A 19,260-nucleotide genomic window follows, 5' to 3' on the forward strand; every position below is an offset into this window, starting at 1 on the left:
GCCCTGCCACTTCTATAAAAATCCCTATTTGCTGCTCTAATTTTAGACTTCAAGAAAATTCTAAAGAAAATTAGTATGGATACGCAGCGAAAAGACTTGTCTTATTTCAGGCTACAGCTACAAGAACTATTAAATACCAGCTTTCCCGAAAAAGCTTTTGACACAAAATTTATAGACCAGCGTTCCTCCTGGGCTGCCAATGCCTATGAGGGCGCTTTTATGGCGGGAAATCCCATAGAACAATGCGATGAAATAGCAAATTACATTCTTTTTGAGGGCTTGCATTTTTCCAGATTCGATACCGTTTTCCAAGTGGTCTGCAATGAGTTCGACACCAATATGGCAGATGAGGAGTTGCGACCGTTCGCCCTGAAAATGCTCCCTATTTGTGAACCTGTTTTCGCTCGATATGAACTGACCGATGATTTCGCATACGGGTATGAGTTTGACCTGCTCTATACCGAACTCACCGGAACCATAGCCATCTGGATAGAGGAAAATGGGCTTCAGTAAAAGGCAACATCTCCAACAGAATATTGATGCTTTACGGATTGCTTTTAAACTGGAAAAGGAGAAACGACAAGCCACCGTAGGCGAAAGACTGCTCTTGATGCAATACAGCGGATTTGGCGGTCTTAAATTCGTGCTGAACCCCATAGCAAACGAAACAGACATCAATCATTGGAGAAAAACCGAACACGATCTTTTTCCACTTACGCAGGAACTCCACCAGCTACTCAAAGAAAACTCCCAGGACGATAAGCAATATCGCAGATATGTGGATAGTATGAAAAGCTCCGTACTGACAGCTTTTTATACCCCGCCACAAGTCATTGATGCAATTTCATCAACCTTGCGTGACAGCGGTCTGAAGATGGATAAATTTCTAGAACCCTCCGCAGGAATTGGCTCATTCATCCAGTCCTTTTCAGAAAGCCAAATCCCAAGTATTACCGCTTATGAAAAAGATCTGCTCACCGGCAAGATTCTAAAGCAGCTATATCCCGAAAGTAATATCCGCATCAGCGGTTTTGAGGAAATACCCGAAAGGGAACAGAATACTTATGATGTGGTTGCCAGCAACATCCCGTTCGGCGATACTTCCGTGTTTGACCTTTCCTATTCTAGGAGTAAAGACACGGCAAAAGTACAGGCGGCCCGGAGCGTCCACAATTACTTTTTCCTGAAAGGAACGGATATGCTCCGTGAGGGTGGTGTATTAGCGTATATCACTTCACAGGGGATTCTAAATAGTCCGAAGAACGAGCCAATCCGCCGGGCATTGATGGAGAATAATAACCTGGTTTTAGCCGCTCGATTGCCCAATAACCTGTTTACCGACTATGCCGGAACAGAGGTTGGCAGCGATCTGATTATCCTCCAAAAGAACACGGCAAAGCAAAACCTGAGCGAAGTTGAAGAACGGTTTTGTCAAAGCAGGCAAACAGAATATGGCACCCCGGGTAATGCCATTTTTCAGGACAACACAAGAATTGTACATACCGACTGGAAATTAGACACTGATCCCTACGGACAGCCTGCATTAATCTACACGCATAAAGACGGTACGAATGGTATCGCTAAAGACCTCAAACAAATGCTTTCCTAAGATTTTGGAAAGCACTTGAATTTGAATTTATACAAAGAGGAACGGAACGATCAGTCCTTTATACAAAGTCCTTTCACTCCAACGGTTAATCCTCCGGTTATCGATCCTGTCATCATTAGGCAGGAACCGAAACCCGTACCTGCTGCCTATCAAGAAAGTCCAAAAGAATTAAAACAGCTAAGCATTTTCGACCTGTTTGAAAATACAGACGAACCCGTAACAGTTGCTGCTACATCCAAAGGAACGCTACAACCCAAAAGGCAAACCTCTAAAAAAAGAAGGGCGGCAATAGGTCGCCAGACAAACCTGTTCGGTGGAGTGATGCAACAACCACATACACCACCAAAACCTAACGGAACTGCACAAATAAACGGAAAAAAACAGGAAGCTATCGGTGACCTGTTTTCACAAATAAACGGGAATGGTCAGACTGAAAAGCAAGCCGATTCCAGCATTATTGCTGAACCTGCCCCGTATAGTGGCGAATTGCAACCCTTCCACAGAAACGATTGCCTTGTAGTGGATAAGGGATGGGTGGGTCATTTGCAGGATGTAGATACAGCAGACGGTTCGGCTATTTTCCACCCGTTACAATTACCGCCTTTACAAAAGGCAAGAGCCGAAGCCTATATCGAAGTGCGTGATGTTTACCAAAAGCTCTATATCAAAGAAGCGGAACAACAGCGTGAACATCAAGAAGAAAGGGAAAAGCTTAACCGCCTTTACGACGTCTTTGTCAAAAGGTGTGGCAACCTTAATAGTGCCGAAAATATCAAGCTCATCAAAACAGACAGTTCCGGAAAGGAAATCCCTTATCTGGAGCGTGTTGTTGGCGGGGTGGTGCATAAAGCGGATATATTCCATCGTCCTGTAAGTTTCTCTACCGCAACATTAGCTACCGACAATCCTAAAGAGGCATTGGCGGCTTCGCTCAACAAATACGGAAGCGTGGATCTGGGCTATATGTCCGAAATCAGCGGTATGACCGACGATGCCTTGAAAGAAGCCCTGCATGGTCGTATTTTTTACAACCCACTCCAAAAGGAATACGAAATATCCGAACGCTGGATTGCTGGCAATGTGGTCGAAAAGGCTGGAGAGGTACACGCCTACCTCAAAAACAATCCCGATGATACGGAAGCGAAAGCAAGTCTTACCGTTCTGGAAGAAGCCCGACCAAGGCGTATCGAGTTTGAAGAGCTGGATTTTAACCTCGGTGAACGCTGGATACCCACTGGTATTTACGCCCGTTTTGCTTCGCATTTGTTTGATACGGAAGTGCTGATCCATTATTCCGATAGCACCGATGACTTTTCGCTAAAATGCGACCGGAAGAATGTGCATATATGGGACAAATACGCCGTCAAATCGGAAAGCCGAACCTTTGACGGGATAGCCCTGCTAAAGCATGCATTGGTCAATACTACACCCGATATTACCAAGAAAATTAAGGTCGATGATAAAGAGGTCAAGGTGCGGGATATGGAAGCCATCCAAATGGCGAACACCAAGATTGACGAAATCCGAACCGCTTTTTCCGACTGGCTGCATGCGCAAAACGATGAGTTTAAAAAGCGGCTGACAGACCAATACAACGACACCTTTAACTGTTTTGTCCGCCCAAATTACGACGGAACCCATCAGGACTTTCCGGGATTGGACCGCAAGGGATTAGGTATGCAAGACCTGTATTCCAGCCAGAAAGATACCGTCTGGATGATTAAGCTAAATGGCGGCGCCATTTGTGACCATGAAGTAGGTGCAGGAAAAACACTGGTTATGTGTACCGCTGCACAAGAAATGAAGCGATTGGGATTGGCACACAAACCGATGATTATCGGGCTGAAGAGTAATGTTCACGAAATAGCCGAAGCCTACCGAACTGCCTATCCGCATGCCAAGATATTGTATCCCGGCAAGCAGGATTTTACGCCCAAGAACCGCCTGCGGATTTTCGGGGAGATTAAAAACAACGATTGGGACTGCATAATCCTTACGCACGACCAGTTCGGAATGATACCCCAATCGCCCGAAATGCAAAAAGAGATCCTCGAAATCGAACTGGACAGTGTGGAGCGGAATCTCGATGCGCTCCAAGCCCAGGGGAATGAAGTAACTCGGGGGATGCTTGCCGGAGCAATCAAACAGAAAGAAAACCTTGAAGTCAAGCTAAAGACATTGCAATACGATATCGAAAACCGCAAAGACGATGTCGTGGATTTCAAAATGATGGGCATCGATCATCTATTCATAGATGAAAGCCACCAGTTCAAAAACCTGATGTTCAATACCCGGCATAACCGTGTTGCCGGATTGGGCAATATGGCAGGGAGTCAAAAGGCGATGAACCTGCTCTTTGCCATCCGGACCATTCAGGACAGGAAGGATAGTGACATGGGAGCTACCTTTCTTTCCGGGACAACTATCAGTAATTCGCTGACAGAACTGTACCTGTTGTTTAAGTACCTCCGCCCACGTGCTCTGGAAAAACAGGGCATTAACTGTTTTGATGCCTGGGCTGCCATATATGCAAGGAAAACGACGGACTATGAGTTTTCGGTAGCCAATAACATTGTGGCGAAAGAGCGTTTCCGCTACTTTATCAAAGTGCCGGAGCTGGCTCAATTCTACTCTGAAATCACGGATTACCGAACGGCAAAGGATATAGGTATTGACCGTCCCGAAAAGAACGAGGTATTGTACAATATTCCACCCACACCGGATCAGCAGGTATTTATCCAAAAGCTGATGGAATTTGCCAAAAACGGTAATGCCACTTTGCTTGGGAGGGAACCGTTATCGCAAAGGGAGGAAAAGGCAAAGATGCTCATCGCCACCGATTACGCCCGTAAGATGTCGCTGGATATGCGTATGGTAAGCGGCAGGTACGAAGACCATCCCGACAATAAGGCTTCGCATTGTGCGGTAAACATTGCCAAATATTACAACAGGTACAACACACAGAAAGGAACACAGTTCGTGTTCTCCGACCTGGGCACCTATAAGCCCGGTGAATGGAATGTGTACTCCGAGATCAAACGCAAGCTTGTGGAAGATCACGGCATACCCACACACGAAGTTCGATTCATTCAGGAAGCCAACAATGATAAGAAACGTAAGGAACTCATTAAGGGAATGAACGAAGGTAAAATCCGGGTGCTGTTTGGTTCTACCAGCATGCTGGGTACCGGGGTCAACGCACAGAAAAGAGCCGTTGCCGTGCATCATCTGGACACGCCGTGGAGACCGAGCGACCTTGCCCAACGGGATGGTCGGGCTATCCGCAAAGGCAATGAGATTGCCAAATTCTTCGCCGACAATAAAGTGGATGTTATCATTTATGCGGTAGAAAAATCATTGGACAGTTATAAGTTCAACCTTTTGTACAATAAACAGCTATTTATCGACCAGCTAAAATCCAACAACCTCGGCAAACGTACTATCGACGAAGGCAGTATGGATGAAAAATCGGGAATGAACTTTTCCGAATATGTAGCAATTCTTTCCGGCAATACTGACCTGCTGGACAAAGCCAAGATAGAAAAGCAGATTGCCGGATTGGAAAGCGAAAAACAAGCCTTCAACCGCTCCAAATTCAGTTCCAAGTACAAGCTGGAAGATACTATGGCAATGCTTGAAAGCGCCGAATCCCGCTTGCAGCGGATGAGTCTTGATTGGAATAATCTACAGGAGCGGATACAAAAGCGTTCGGACGGTACTGTTGCAAACCCCGTTCTGCTGGACGGATTATCACCCAATGCGGATATAAAACAAATTGGTGCAAAGCTCAACCAAATTGCTGACAAAGCCCGCACCGGAGGTGATTATCAGGAAATAGGCAGCTTGTATGGCTTTCAATTACTGGTCAAAACCGAAACATCTGAAAAAGAGGGGATGGATATACGGGTAAACCGCTTCTTGGTTCAGGGCGAAGGCAATATCAAATACACCTATAACAACGGTATCATCGCCAAAGACGAAAAGCTGGCCGCAATGAACTTTTTGAATGCCTTGGAAAAACTGCCCGGTTACATGGAGCAGGAACAGAAGAAAATAGCGGAACTTCAAAAAGATCTGCCAGTTCTCAAAGAAGTAGTAAACGGTACATGGGCAAAAGAAAGCAGATTAAGCGAGCTAAAAACCGAGTTGGCAGCTGTTGACCGTAAAATACAGCTATCCATTTCTCCTGAACCCAAGGAAGAGCAAAAAACGGCTGAGGTTATAGAACAAAGCCCTCTGGCAACCGTCGATATGGCTAACTCAAACTTGATGAGGAATGGAATTCACTGATCCCGAGGGCTATAATTTCACCCGTTTTGGGGAAATTAATTTTGCAACAGGAGTTACCCACAGTTACAGTTACACAGTTGTTATTGGGTATTTTTCTTGTCTTCGCCACGCCACTTTTCATTTGTTCTAATATCGGAATATGACACATATTGTCCAGTATTTGGCGCCCAATCAAAGTAAACTGCCTTCCCTAGTTCAATGTCCTTAGTCTGGTCTGTTGTCAGGGACAATTTTTGTTCAAATAATTTCTCCGTTTTATTGTTAGGGGTTTCAGCATATACTTCAAGTCTATATTCTCCAGAAACGAAATTCCATTGTTCATTTTTCGGCAGTAAAAAATGATGATAAACTGATATACCTGTCTTACTTGCAAAAAGTCCGCTACCTCTGACAATCCCATTGTCACCGTAAGCCCAAACATTAAAATTTTGTATTGTCTCAGCCCGGTGAATTTTCACAAACATATTTTGAATGTGTTGCCCTTGGTCAGCAGTCGCATAAAGTAATGTCCGAATAAATATTTTTGGTTCATCATTGCCATTTTGTCCAAGAAAACAGATGATTGAAGGTCGTGTCATTTTTAAACTGCCTTTCCTAATTCTCGTCAACCAAAAAGTTAGTCCAGAAATGATAAGTGATATTATTGAAATTGTCAAAGCCATGTTTTCTGTTGTCAATTGCCTGCACATCGGTTTCTGTTTTAAAAGGCCCTATGCCCCAAATATACGCATTAATCCCCTGTGTACGGAGACCATCGTAGCCCTTCCAACAATCACTTCTCATCCTGTTCATCCATCTTTTTAACAAGGCTTTCCCGCAGGGTGTCGATGAATTTGGTACGGTTGATTTTCCTGCCGCGCAGTTCCAGGTAGGTATGGTAAAAATCCCCTAGGCCAACATTGAACATCTTTTCAATTTTTTTTGTGATGACTTTTATATCAGCGTTTCCTTGGTCAAATACACCCTGAGCATGCATGGCATAGATGAGTTCGATTAAGGCCGTTTTGCTGCTCGTCCAGTTTAGGTTGGGATTTTTCGCCATTCGCTTGTCCAAGTAACGGGAATTATAAAGCTGGTCTTCGATATATACCTGTATCAGATCATTGGCTATAATTTCGGCAACCTTATAGTCGTGGGAGGAGGAAAAGTTGTGATCTGACTGGATATAGTACGGTTCTAAACAGAGTTTGTAATCGTGTTTTCCCCTGACAAAGAGGATTTCATCCAGGTAGGTGTTATTGGTGCGATAATACTTGTAAAACTCAAGATTCTCGTCAAAATACCGCTTGAGTTTGCGCAATTCCCTATTCAGGTACTTTTTAGTCGCTTTTCAACCGTAAGGTTTCTTAGTCTCTATCCTGTAGATTGAGTTATAGAAAATCAGCTTTGAGACGATAATCGGTTTCCTGTGTTTGAAAAACTGAATTTCCTCGTTGGTGTCCTTAAACCCCTTTGTTAAAACATGCTCTTTAACTGTAGCCAGGCATCGAACAATAAGCTCAATTCCAGCCTCGATGCGCTGTATTGAAAAATCAGGTTCGATCTCCAATTCTTTTATTCCTGATTCCAGTTCCAGCAACCTTTGATTGAAAAATTTCTCCATAACGTAATTATGTTTGATGATAAAATTATCTTGAAAGATATGTTTTTCCGGGTATATGAACCTTTTAATACCTTCTTGCCTTAGCATCAGCGTATTATTATAGAGCTACCCGTTATTTTTGTTTTCGCTCTCTTTCACAACAAGATGCTGCAAGCTTGGATCATTTTTGATTCGCTCCAGCTCGTTCCCGACAATACCCAAAATGTCCGATTTTATCTGGCGGTAATTGTTTTCAATCTGTTCTTTCATCTTATCCTCTCCCTGCTCATCAACGAAAGAAAGAATCTGAGGTATCTCCCGATACGCTTTGGTTTCGGCGGCAACCTTTTCATTGTCCACGACAATTTCAGCGTGAAAAATCTTTTGCTCAATGCGTTCATCGTAATTATCCGATACTGATCCCACGAACATCCCCTGCGTAAGCGTTGAGATTTTGGAAGCAGGTATCAAGCTGTCCATTTGAGTGGATATGGAGGTTGATTTGTCGTTTCGATTAATGGTCAGGCTCTGGCGTTTCTGCAATACCTTGCCAAAGCGTTCCGAAAGATTCTTGGCGGTTTCACCAACCACCTGACCACTGAATACATTACCAACGGTATTTTGTATCACTTTGCTTTCCTTATCGCCGTAGTCACGGGTTAGTTGCGAAAAATCCTGAAATCCCAAACATACAGCCACTTTATTACTTCTGGCAGTTGCGATTAAGTTATCCAACCCCCTGAAATAAATCGTGGGCAGCTCATCTATGATCACGGAGCTTTTCAATTGCCCTTTTTTGTTGATAAGCTTGACAATCCTTGAATTGTACAAGCCCAACGCTGCCGAGTAAATATTTTGCCGGTCGGGATTGTTTCCCACACATAGAATTTTTGGCGCTGCCGGATTATTGATGTCCAGCGAAAAATCGTCTCCGGTCATTACCCAATACAACTGCGGACTGATCATCCTTGACAAGGGGATTTTTGCCGAAGCAATCTGCCCTTGTAACTGATCTTGTGCGCCACCTTGCCAGGCATCCATAAAGGGCGATAGATAATTTTCCAGTTCAGGATAGGAAGTCAAGATCGTGAAAACGTCTGCGTATTTTTTATTCAACAACTCGATAGCGTGTGGAAACGTACAGTATTTTCCATTATCATAAATTTTGAGAAACCAGATGATCGCTGCAAGCAATATAATTGGGGATTCCACAAAGAAATCTCCCTGCTTTTGTATCCAGCTACGGTTCAGGTTTAGCATGATGGTATAAGCTGCCTCGTAAGCATCGGATATGTCCGTCATAAAGTCGGGGTTCAACGGATTACAACGATGGCTTCTCCGTGGGTCGTCAAAGTTGATGACGTAAAACTTCGGTTTTACCTTGTACTTATCGCTGTGCTTCAATAAATGGTTGTAGGCAATGGTGGAAAGGTCGTCAAACTTAAAATCATAGATATACAGGGAGAAACCTTTCTCGATCTGCTGCTTGATGTAGTTGTTTACGATGGCATACGATTTTCCTGATCCCGGGGTTCCGAGTACTATCGTAGCCCGAAAAGGATTGACAACATTGATCCAGCCGTTGTGCTGTTTCTTGCTGTACCAGAATTTGGTAGGCAGGTTAATGGAATACTCGTTTTCCATCAATCTGGTTTCCTGCATGAAACTTTCGTTTTCGCTGTTGAACACATCATCCATAAGGTTGTTGTTAAGCAGGCGGTGCATCCAAACACCCGCCATCAATAGGGCAATGTATCCGGCAGCAAGGGTGAGTATATAAAGGGAAGTCCCAGCGACTGGCGATAGCTTCAAGAGTGGCGTATTCAGGAAAAACAATACAAACCCAATTCCCAAAGCAACAAAGATCTTGCTCCAGGTTATCTTCTCGTTCTTGACACCTTTGGTACCCAGACAGCTTAATGCCAGCAAAACCAATGCAAACAGTTTAGTATAAAGGGGATGTGAAAACAAGCCCGCCGTCCGGTTGAAATTTCCTAATATTTTGTTGATGATTTCCAGTATCCAACCATGCTCTGAAAAGAAACCGTAGCAAAACCAATAAAGGTGCATCAACACCAAAAGGATACTTACCGCACGCATAAAAGCCATGATTTTGGCCAGCCCCCGTAAATCGTCTTCTCCCTGCATTTTTTGTAATTAAATGTCCAAACGGAAATTTAAGGGAGAAGAAGACCGGCGATACGAATGTGGCAGTCAGTGGCGGAGCGTGGCAATGTTTGTCCAGATGCTATTGATGACCTCTTCGGCGTTTTTTTCTTTTCTTCATCCTATTAGCAAAAGCCTGTTCCTCATAATCTTCGCCTTGCGCTTCTGGCAGCAATCCACCCAATGCTTCGATTAGGCCACTTTCAGGCTTTTCAGAAGTATTCAAGAAGTTGAACAAGTGGTGCGGTTCTTCGGCAGGAAGAACAGCATCATTTGATGTGGATAGTTTGGATGGTGCCAGGGCAGGCTCTTTTATATCCGGTTTGATATTGTGGTTCCAGTAACCATTAAAGGTGTTGGCAGAAAATTCCTTTCCTAATCGTGAGCCGTTCCAGACCGTCTTGGAATTGTGGTCAATGAACGTCATTCCATAAATACGCCCGGTATCATTTCTCCGTGCCACTACGTTAATGCCCTGTTCAGCTAACTGCTTTTTAAAAGCCTGCTCATCGCTTGTGTTTTTCAGGGCAATGGTAACGGCTGCTTTTAAGGTCTGCTTGCTTGGGTCGTTTTTTAATGCCGTTTTACATTTTGCAAAATGCAATTCCAAAGCCGGAATCCCAGCATTCTTCCCGAAAAGCGAAGCCTTGAACGGATGTCCGGATTTTTCACCTTTTTCATTTAAGGGAATGTACAATAAACCTTGTTGGGGCTTTCCCTGTAATTCGCCCTCCACTTTTTCAGTAGTTATATTGAATAGGGAAAGCAAAGCATTGTATTCTCCCAAAGTCTGGAACTGGTAATAGCTGGGCAAGTGGCGAACAACCGAAGCGATTTGACTTTTTATATCACCTGCTCGGTAGTCCACCGGACGGAAAATCTTTTCGTTCAGCCGTCGTTCCTTATCGGTTGCAGGTATCAGACCGTACTTGCTTTCCAATTCGCGGCATACCTTCATCGACCGCACTTTCTCAAACTTGTCAGAAATCTTTTTGCCCTGCTCGTCCACGCAGACCGATACGATATGGATATGGCTTCGGTCAATATCGGTATGCTTGAATACGACAAAAGGCTGTTCACCGTAACCCATTCCCCGCATATATTCTTCCGCCATCTTCCGGAACTTCTCGTCGCTTACCTTGTCTTTCGGGTCCGGATTAAGGGAAATATGCAGAGTATGTTTTTCGGTATTGCGGTTGGCAATCAGATAAGGAGCAAAAGATTGGGCTAATTGTGGCACGGAATAATGCCCGCTTGCGTTTTCAATCATCTTATTGGCAAACAAAATCTTACCGTTTTCCTGCTCCACTTTAAGCTGATTGTACGCCAATGCCCCATATAAATTTGCGCTTCTACCGATCTTCGCAATCATTTTTACCGCTGTTTTTTCAGATATTTTGCATCAAACTCCGCGCTTATCTGAATGATTTTTTGACAAAGCACCGCCATTTCAGCCGTCTGTTTTTCCAGTTTATACAGATATGCTGCTGCTTTTTTCTCGGAAAAATGACGGTACAGCAGTTTCACCACCTGATTATAATTCACGCCAACGGAGCGGAATTGACTATGAAAGGAAGTCAAACGCATATAAAAATCCACCGTTCCTTTGTCAATTTGAATGGTCTTTACCGTGTTGTTGAAGATACAGGACATTATAAAATGTGCCTTTACCTGCATACTCGATTTGTCAAAAAGAGCAAGAAATCGAGCGTGTCGTTCTTGATTAAAGGAAATGGTGTACCGAATCTTCGCCGGATCCTTTTTTGGCCGGCGTCCGGTCTTTTTCACTTGTTTTTTGTTGTTCTCATTCATCGCTAATCCATTTTAATTACCACAGAAAACCCTGACTTCGGAAGGTGTTTTTAGCTCCCTGCAAGGGCAAGTTGTTTTGAGCATCGGAAATCGTTTGGAGATGCTCAAAACACAACTTGCCGTGTTCCGGTGAACACAAGAATCCGCCCTCCGGGACGGATTAGATATAGCAGGGAAAAACGGCTTTAGGCCGTTCCTGTTACCCCCCCATTTTGTCAAAAGTCCTTTGCATAAATCTGCTATTAAAAATCCTTCTACAAAGTAAAGTCCTATCCATTAGAGCACTGCACTGTTGCGCAGTGCCAAACACTGCCCCTCAACGCCAAACAGTGCCACAGCTACGCCATCGAATAATATTGATGGGTTCTTTGTCCTTGAATGTTGGCAGGAAGACAGACCGTCCGTGCTTCAGGACCAACAGACGGCGTGCATTCAAGATGGCTGGTTATCCAGCCTGCTTGATTTCCGGAATACAAGAAAGCAAGATTGCAGGAAAGCTTGCTATCCATATATCCTGCCCACCTGATGAAATGCTTGAAGGACGGAATGAAAGCAAGACGTCAATCCTGCCTGATGAGCTACCGGAATGAATGCCGTGCTGCCGCACTGCAAGGAAGCAGGTATGATCGCAGGCAAGGCTGATAGCTATCCTGATAGAAAGCGGGAAATCAGAACGGCTTGCCGGAACGCCTGCAAGCCTGCAAACAGTAATTTGAAAACTTTAAATTTTTAAAATATGGACACAAAAAAGAGAACTCTGTTTATCGCCTTTTCTTCTCAAAAAGGAGGGGTTGGCAAAAGCACATTTACGACGCTTGCAGCGAGTACCCTGCACTATCGCTTAGGTTACAATGTAGCCGTATTTGATGCAGATTTTCCGCAGCACAGCCTGATGAAAATGAAGAAAAGGGATTTGGCCATGGTCATGGAAAACGAGGCTTTGAAAATGCTGGCATACAAACAATTTACGACCATCAATAAAAAGGCCTATCCCATTATGCAGCACAGAGCTGACAGTGTGTTGGAAGCGGCTCAGGAGTTTGCAAATACTTCGTCTGTTCCTCTTGATGTGATTTTCTTTGACCTGCCCGGAACGGTCAACACGCCCGGAATCCTGAAGGCATTGGCTGGAATGCACCACATTTTCACCCCCATTACGGCAGACCGTGTGGTAATGGAAAGTACGCTCATCTTCACTCAGCTTTTGCAGGACGTGATTATGAAAAAGGGAGAAACTTCCATCGAAACCATTAACCTCTTCTGGAATCAGGTTGATGGCAGGGAAAGGACGCCGCTATACGCCGTATATCACAATCTCATCCATCAATTAGGGTTGAGTCTGATGCAGAGCCAAGTCAAGAACAGTACACGCTTTCGTAAAGAAAGCGAAGTGAACAGCAAGACCGTTTTCCGCTCTACCGTAATGCCTCCCGATGAACGCTTGATGAAAGCCTGCCAGTTAGACCTGTTCATCAGCGAATTTTTGAAAATCATTCAATTATAGCCTTATGGAGAACGATCATAAAAGAAAAGCCACGCCGGATATTAATGAGGAACTGATGATGAACCTGATGGTCGATGGCGTCAAAAAAGAAGGGATACGGCTTCCTCCTGAACCACCCGAAGTTCGGGAAAAGGAAGTGGCAAAAGAAGGCGTAAAACGGGAAGAATCACCACGGAACAAAGCTGTTCAAAGAGAAAAGAGCCGGGCGAGGAAAAATCTTGACGGAAGTTACGGCGACCATTTTTTGAAAAGCCACGCCATGACAAAGCGCGGTGATAAAAGCATTTATATCCGGCAAGAATACCACGAACGATTATCCCGTATTGTCCGGGTTATTGGAAAAGATGAAATACCCCTGTATGCCTATCTTGACAACATTCTGGAGCATCATTTTGAAATGTTTGAGAAAGCGATTACGGATGATTTCAATGAAAATTTTAAACCCATTTTTTAAAGCATTTGATAATGGAAATAGTAATGGTGATTTGCCTGCTGATAGTCATTGCCCTGCTTTTGCAGGACAAGATTGTCATCAATAAAAGATCAGACCAAAAACCCACGCAGGAAAAAGTGAATCCACACCTGCCTGATATTATGGGGCAACCCAAGCCTGTAAAACGACTTTCGGTGCCAAAGACTGCCAGGGAACGCCAAATTGAGGAACCGGAAGCGAATCCTGATAACTTAGACATCGAATACGACGAGAATGAGCAAGTCGCTATTCAAGTTCCGCAGGAAGAACTGGATGAAGTATTCAGCAATACGCCTGATTTTGAAGAAGAGGAAGAAGAATGGAACAGGTATGGAAATTCCGGAGGCGATAACGGTCTTGCCCAGGGGGTTACCTTCGAGGAACTAAGCACCGTGGGGATGCTGCTGCAAAAAGACATATTGGAGCCATCCCAGAAGGAAACAGCAGTAGCCATAGTTCAGAAAATACAGGGGACCGAATTATTCAGCCTACTGGAAAATTCTATGGAAAGTGCTTCCCAAAAAATAGCCATGCTGTTGGATAAAAGCCTTTCTGCTGAAACGGAAGCCGGTTCTTCCACTTTGCGGACAACTCATCTGGATGATTTTGATATCGGGAAGTTTGTGTAAGCAAGCTCCCTTTTTCACGCGAATAAATAATAGTTAATTTTTTTGTTTTTCAATCATTTATAAAAATCAGTTAAGAACATCTTTTAGGTAAAATTTTCATGCACATGCTCTTGGTGATACTCTTTTGTGCTTAACTGATAAGGTCAGTTTCATTTTCGTGGTTTTCCCAATAGTAAAATTCGACCTTTGTTAAAACTTATGCTACTTGAAAAGCTTCCTCCCCAAGTTGTGCTAATTGCTTTTTGTAATAAGCAACCAGCTTATCTCTCTTAAAATTGTCGAGGTGGTCTGCTCCCAGTTCTTTGTAATCTACCTTGTCCTTGAGTATGTGGTAGGAGGCAATCAGGATTTTATGTCCTAAAGCAATAATGGTTTTCTTTTGCCCCGTCTGCCCACCAAAATTTTGTATTTTGTTTCAAAATAGATGTTTTTTGTCCTGGATGCTGCCCAGCCCAGCTCCACCAGTGTGGAACGTAGGTATTTGTTGCCATAGGTTGGAACCTTCAAGGTTTGGACTACATGGCTACTATCAGGAGATTAGGTTTGATTGCTTACCGAGTTTCCATGATATTTTCCGCTTTGCGGATCATGGAAATGCGCCACATTAAATATGATAAAAATATTGGCGCATTCGACAGCACCACTGGAGAAATATTATCCAATAGCTGTCAAACAGGCGACACTTCCCATAAGCTGATTTGTGAGGAAAGGGATTTTCAAGCTTCGCTTTCAATGGTAAAAGTACTGGTGAAGCATTCCAGTAAAGTGTTTGGAGAACTTCCACAAGAAGAACCCAAACCAAGTAGAATGAATAAGAAGGAGAAGTTTCTGTATGCCTTGCCGCATACATTCAATCGACAGAAGTACCTTGAAGTAGCAAAGTCCATGAGCATTCCGGCAAAGACAGCCGAAGGTTACATTGCCAACTTTGTGAAATCAGGGCTTATTCACCGTGAGGCACATGACCAGTACATGAACACCTCACTTGAGGAATCTCAGGATTCTAAGGAAATCAAGGAAGAATAAGCCCGTTGGGCTTTTCTTCCGAAGATTCGACCAGACCATTGAAATCAAACACCTTTGGTCAAACTAAGGACGAATAATCCTTAGTTTCCTCCATTTCCTCAAAATCCTGAATCTTAAAAAATCAGTCTAACCTCTTTTTTCTTTCTTTTCTTTTCCTATATTGTCCTAAATTTGACAAGTCATAAAATAGCAGATCATGCACTTTGGTGAACGTATTAGAGAGCTGCGAGAAAGCCAGGGGCTTTTGCAGCGACAATTAGCGGCCAATCTTGAAATAGACACTCCCATGTTTAGCAAGATTGAGCGTGGGGAGAGAAATGCAAAGAGAGAACAGGTCATAGCCTTGGCCAAATTACTGAATGCCAATGAAGATGAATTGTTGACAATTTGGCTATCCGATAAAATCATTGAGAACGTTGGGGATGAAACAGCTGCATTGGCAGCACTTAAACATGCCGAACAAGAATTAAAAAAGAAATCGAAATAATTGAGCAATGGCTATAGAAATCAAAAAAAACGGTAACAAGATTTTTGCCCCATTGATCGGCAAAGAATTAATCTGTACCCCGGAAGAAGAAGTCAGACAGGAGTATATCATTCACCTAGTGAATAAATATGGCTATTCCCTAGATCAAATGGCTCAGGAAGTAAAAGTCAATAATTCCAAAAGAGGTCAAGGAAAAGCCAGAGCAGACATCGTCATTTGGAAAACGAAAGAAGATCGCAACTCGGATAACAGTCCGGTGATTGTAATTGAATGTAAGGCCGAACAAATTACAATCCACGAAGAAGATTACTATCAGGGCTACAACTATGCTTCATGGGCAGGTGCAGATTTCTTTGTTACCACCAATCTAAAAGACACCAAATTCTTTAGGGTAGTGAAAGGCAAAATGCCTAAAAAGCTAGAAGAGGTAGTTGAAATTCCAAATGCCACTGAGCTTTTTGATAAAAAGAAAATTGAAGAGCTTTTAACCAAAACAAAGGCATTTACAAGGGACGAGTTTAGTAAGCTGCTTTTCAAATGTCACAACATCATCCGTAACAATGACAAGCTTTCCCCAGAGGCTGCATTTGATGAGATCAGCAAAATTCTCTTCATGAAAATTCGCTACGAAAGAGAACAAGCCAAAACAAAAGCGCTGTTCTCCAGAAAAGAATTTGAAGATTTGAAATCTGCCTATGAAAAAATCACAGGAAAGGATTCCCTTCCCTTCTACCAACACTTTTTCGAAAAGACAAAAGAAGTATTCAAAACAGATGAAATCTTCGACCCTAATGACAGTATAAAAATTAGGGAAACCAGCTTCCTACAAATCGTGAAGGAATTGGAGAAATACAACCTCTCTGATACTTCTGATGACATCAAAGGAATTGCCTTTGAAGAGTTTTTGGGAAGAACCTTCAGAGGTGAGTTAGGTCAATTTTTTACACCACGAACCATTGTGGACTATATGGTTGACGTGCTTGATCCAGAAGAAGGTGAAATTATTTGCGATCCTTGCTGTGGTAGTGGTGGATTCCTCATTAAAGCATTTGAATATGTAAGGGAAAAAATTGAGAGGGATGTTCAAAAACAAAAAGAAAAAATAAAGGAGCTTTACTTTGGTCAAGATTACGAGAAGTTACCAGAAAATAAACAAGAGGAAATTGCAAAGCGTGTAGATGACTTATTTGTCAAGCTCAATTTTGAATTGGATATACACAATCCTAAAGGCCGACTTAAAACGCTTTCTTACGATTGCATTTTTGGAACAGATGCCAACCCAAGAATGGCTCGAACCGCCAAAATGAATATGATTATGCATGGGGATGGTCATGGTGGAGTGCATCATCATGATGGATTACTCAATGTCAACGGCATATTTGATGGACGTTTTGATGTCATACTTACCAATCCTCCTTTTGGTTCCAGAGTCAACAAAACATTGAAAGTAACTCCTTCTGATGTTCCCAATGAGGATAAAATCAGATTTTATGAAGATCGTTACGGAAGTCATTACAGACAGACTGTTGTTAAGCAAATACAAGATTGGGCAACCTATGATAATGGCCACGGTAAAAGCCGAGGAAAAGCCTTATTAGATATTTTTGATGTGGGTGCATGGAGTGGTTTGACAGAAGTGCTATTTATGGAAAGATGCCTCAACCTTCTAAAACCAGGCGGTAGATTGGGTATTGTATTGCCCGAAGGAGTTTTAAACAACAGTGCCCTTCAAAAAATTAGAGAATACATTGAAGGAAAGGCTAAGATTATCAACATCACTTCTATCCCTCAGGATGTATTCATTGCCTCAGGTGCTACGGTAAAACCAAGCTTACTATTCCTTAAAAAGTTCAGTGAAGAAGAGTTGGCTAACTATCAAAAAATCACAGAGGAAACCACCAAAGAGATTAAAGACAAATACCAGCCAAAACTGGATGAATTGAAAGCGACTTTCAAAAAAGAAGAGAAGAAATTGAAAGAAAGTAAATCAGCAAAAGAGCTTCGGGAGTTGAAAAAGAAATATACAGAAGATGTAAGGCAAATTGAAGACCTCATTGCTGCGGAAATTAAACCGCTTGTGAAAGAACGTTTCGATTATCCTATTCCGGTTATTGAAGTAGAAAAGGCAGGTATATCCAGTACAGGTGCGCCCTGCGAAAATGAGTTGGAAGAAGTGGCTGTAGAGTTTAGAGCCTACAGAAAAAAAGCCAAGCTCTGGGCTGAACCTAGAAAAGAAACACAATATCCTGTTGATGATGATGGTAACATTTCAAGACTACAGTTGATTGATGGCAACATTGTAAGTGAACCTGAAATATTTTATGGAGCATATGCGCACTGAGAAAGCCTTTAAATATCTCAATGAAGTACGCTTCATGACCCTCTCCAATTGGAGCGTGGGTTCTATTCTGAGCGACAAAGTTTTTTATAAAGATGGGTTCAAATTGGAACCTATCGGTAATCTCATTTTGCGTAATCGGGACAAAGAAATACTCGAAGACGACAAAGCGTACAAGCAAGTAACCATCAAGTTGTACGGCAAAGGCGTGATACAGCGAGGTGATGAACTGATTTTTGGTAAACACATTGGCACAAAGAATCAGTTCCGCATATCAGAAGGACAATTTATTATGAGCAAGATAGATGCTCGTAATGGAGCATTCGGTATTGTACCCCCTGAACTTGAAGGGGCAATCACAACGCAGGATTTTTTGAGCTACAACATCAATACAGAAAAGATTCTACCCGAATTTTTCAACCTCATCACAGGCACAAAACACTTTGCCGAATTGTGCCAAAAAGCCAGTTCAGGTACTACAGGCCGCCAACGGGTGGATGAAAAAGCTTTTTTAGGATTTAGGATTCCTGTGCCAAATATTGATAAACAAAAGTTGATTATCAATGAGCATCAAAAGCTTATAAACGAAGCAAACACTTTTGAAGAAAGTGCAAAGCATTTAGATGAACAAAAAGATCTCTACTTGATTAACGAACTTGGATTGAGGAAAACTGGAGCCAATAAATCGAAAGAAAGATTCTATACAGTCAATTTCGAAAATTTAGGTCGCTGGGATGTATGGAATTCATCGGTTTCATTTCAGGCTACCAAATATAAATTTCAAGAATTTGGTTCGGTTATATTGGGAAAGCCAAAATATGGAGCAAATACAAAAGCTGTATTGAAAAAGTCGGATGTTCGATATATTAGAATTACTGATATTAATGAGGAGGGGCATTTAAACGAAGAATTCGCTTCAGCTCAGAAAGTAGAAGAACAGTACATACTTGAAGATTTTGATTTTTTAATTGCTAGATCGGGTAATACAGTAGGAAAAACCTTCTTGTATAGAAATGAGATTGGAAAGGCTATTTATGCAGGATACTTGGTGAAATACGTATTGAATCAGGAGTTGGTAGACCCTTACTATATTCTTTACTATACAAAATCAGCACCCTTCAAAGAATGGATAGCTTCAAATCAGAGAATTTCTGCCCAGCCTAATATAAACGGACAAGAATATTTATCAGCCCCCTTCATTATTCCAAACTTGGAGGTGCAAAAAAGAATTGCCTCTGAATTAAGTAGAATTTATGAAGAATCTAGGAATATGAAGGTGGAAGCACTCAAAAGAAGAAAACACGCTCAAGAAGTATTCGAATCAGCAATCTTTAATGTTGACTAA

The 19,260-nt window shown here is 42.6% G+C and carries 14 protein-coding genes and 1 pseudogene; 10 read left to right on the plus strand and 5 right to left on the minus strand.

Annotated features, from left to right (window positions below; genetic code table 11):
* Positions 1 to 75: 75 nt before the first annotated feature.
* From FDP09_RS22325 to FDP09_RS22330, 3 genes are read left to right on the plus strand one after another with little or no spacing between them, the layout of a single operon-like run.
* The gene (locus FDP09_RS22325) at positions 76 to 513 is read left to right on the plus strand and encodes a DUF1896 domain-containing protein (protein ID WP_137404685.1); all 438 of its coding nucleotides are present in this window, start codon (positions 76 to 78) and stop codon (positions 511 to 513) included.
* A complete protein-coding gene (locus tag FDP09_RS24105) occupies positions 500 to 1,609 on the plus strand; it encodes an N-6 DNA methylase (RefSeq protein ID WP_229683488.1) in 1,110 nt (369 codons plus the stop codon). The genes FDP09_RS22325 and FDP09_RS24105 overlap by 14 nt, the downstream gene beginning before the upstream one ends.
* Positions 1,610 to 1,630: 21 nt before the next feature.
* Complete coding sequence (locus FDP09_RS22330; protein WP_229683489.1) at positions 1,631 to 5,899, plus strand: helicase-related protein; 4,269 nt, start codon at positions 1,631 to 1,633, stop codon at positions 5,897 to 5,899.
* Between the two features lie 80 nt (positions 5,900 to 5,979).
* On the opposite strand, the gene FDP09_RS22335 is transcribed toward FDP09_RS22330, so the two are convergent.
* The 5 genes and pseudogenes from FDP09_RS22335 to mobA all read right to left on the minus strand — a co-directional run bounded on the left by FDP09_RS22335 (position 5,980) and on the right by mobA (position 11,459).
* Complete coding sequence (locus tag FDP09_RS22335; RefSeq protein ID WP_174316899.1) at positions 5,980 to 6,561, minus strand: hypothetical protein; 582 nt, start codon at positions 6,559 to 6,561, stop codon at positions 5,980 to 5,982.
* 110 nt (positions 6,562 to 6,671) lie between these two features.
* A pseudogene (locus FDP09_RS22340) lies at positions 6,672 to 7,589 on the minus strand (RteC domain-containing protein).
* Between the two features lie 18 nt (positions 7,590 to 7,607).
* Positions 7,608 to 9,629, minus strand: a complete 2,022-nt coding sequence (gene mobC / locus FDP09_RS22345; protein WP_137404686.1) for a conjugal transfer protein MobC — start codon at positions 9,627 to 9,629, stop codon at positions 7,608 to 7,610.
* A gap of 100 nt (positions 9,630 to 9,729) precedes the next feature.
* Positions 9,730 to 11,019 (minus strand): conjugal transfer protein MobB, encoded by a 1,290-nt coding sequence (gene mobB / locus FDP09_RS22350; RefSeq protein WP_137404687.1) that lies wholly within the window; start codon positions 11,017 to 11,019, stop codon positions 9,730 to 9,732.
* A gap of 2 nt (positions 11,020 to 11,021) precedes the next feature.
* Complete coding sequence (gene mobA / locus FDP09_RS22355) at positions 11,022 to 11,459, minus strand: conjugal transfer protein MobA (RefSeq protein ID WP_015267001.1); 438 nt, start codon at positions 11,457 to 11,459, stop codon at positions 11,022 to 11,024.
* A 736-nt stretch (positions 11,460 to 12,195) separates the two neighbouring features.
* Here mobA and FDP09_RS22360 point away from each other — a divergent pair.
* The 7 genes from FDP09_RS22360 (at position 12,196) to FDP09_RS22390 (ending at position 19,260) form a co-directional block, all read left to right on the plus strand.
* Positions 12,196 to 12,963: a ParA family protein gene (locus FDP09_RS22360; RefSeq protein WP_137404688.1), complete on the plus strand. Its 768-nt coding sequence runs from the start codon at positions 12,196 to 12,198 to the stop codon at positions 12,961 to 12,963.
* Positions 12,964 to 12,967: 4 nt separating this feature from the next.
* Positions 12,968 to 13,417 (plus strand): DUF3408 domain-containing protein, encoded by a 450-nt coding sequence (locus FDP09_RS22365; protein WP_015266999.1) that lies wholly within the window; start codon positions 12,968 to 12,970, stop codon positions 13,415 to 13,417.
* A gap of 11 nt (positions 13,418 to 13,428) precedes the next feature.
* Positions 13,429 to 14,064 carry a hypothetical protein gene (locus FDP09_RS22370; RefSeq protein ID WP_015266998.1) on the plus strand — a complete coding sequence of 212 codons (636 nt, stop codon included), beginning with the start codon at positions 13,429 to 13,431 and terminating at the stop codon, positions 14,062 to 14,064.
* Between the two features lie 564 nt (positions 14,065 to 14,628).
* On the plus strand, positions 14,629 to 15,090 hold the full coding sequence (locus FDP09_RS22375) for a hypothetical protein (protein WP_187328751.1): 462 nt from the start codon (positions 14,629 to 14,631) through the stop codon (positions 15,088 to 15,090).
* A 196-nt stretch (positions 15,091 to 15,286) separates the two neighbouring features.
* A complete protein-coding gene (locus tag FDP09_RS22380) occupies positions 15,287 to 15,577 on the plus strand; it encodes a helix-turn-helix domain-containing protein (protein ID WP_137404689.1) in 291 nt (96 codons plus the stop codon).
* A 7-nt stretch (positions 15,578 to 15,584) separates the two neighbouring features.
* A complete protein-coding gene (locus FDP09_RS22385; RefSeq protein WP_137404690.1) occupies positions 15,585 to 17,918 on the plus strand; it encodes an N-6 DNA methylase in 2,334 nt (777 codons plus the stop codon).
* The gene (locus tag FDP09_RS22390; RefSeq protein WP_137404691.1) at positions 17,899 to 19,260 is read left to right on the plus strand and encodes a restriction endonuclease subunit S; all 1,362 of its coding nucleotides are present in this window, start codon (positions 17,899 to 17,901) and stop codon (positions 19,258 to 19,260) included. The genes FDP09_RS22385 and FDP09_RS22390 overlap by 20 nt, the downstream gene beginning before the upstream one ends.

The organism is Echinicola rosea (assembly GCF_005281475.1).
GTDB lineage: Bacteria > Bacteroidota > Bacteroidia > Cytophagales > Cyclobacteriaceae > Echinicola > Echinicola rosea.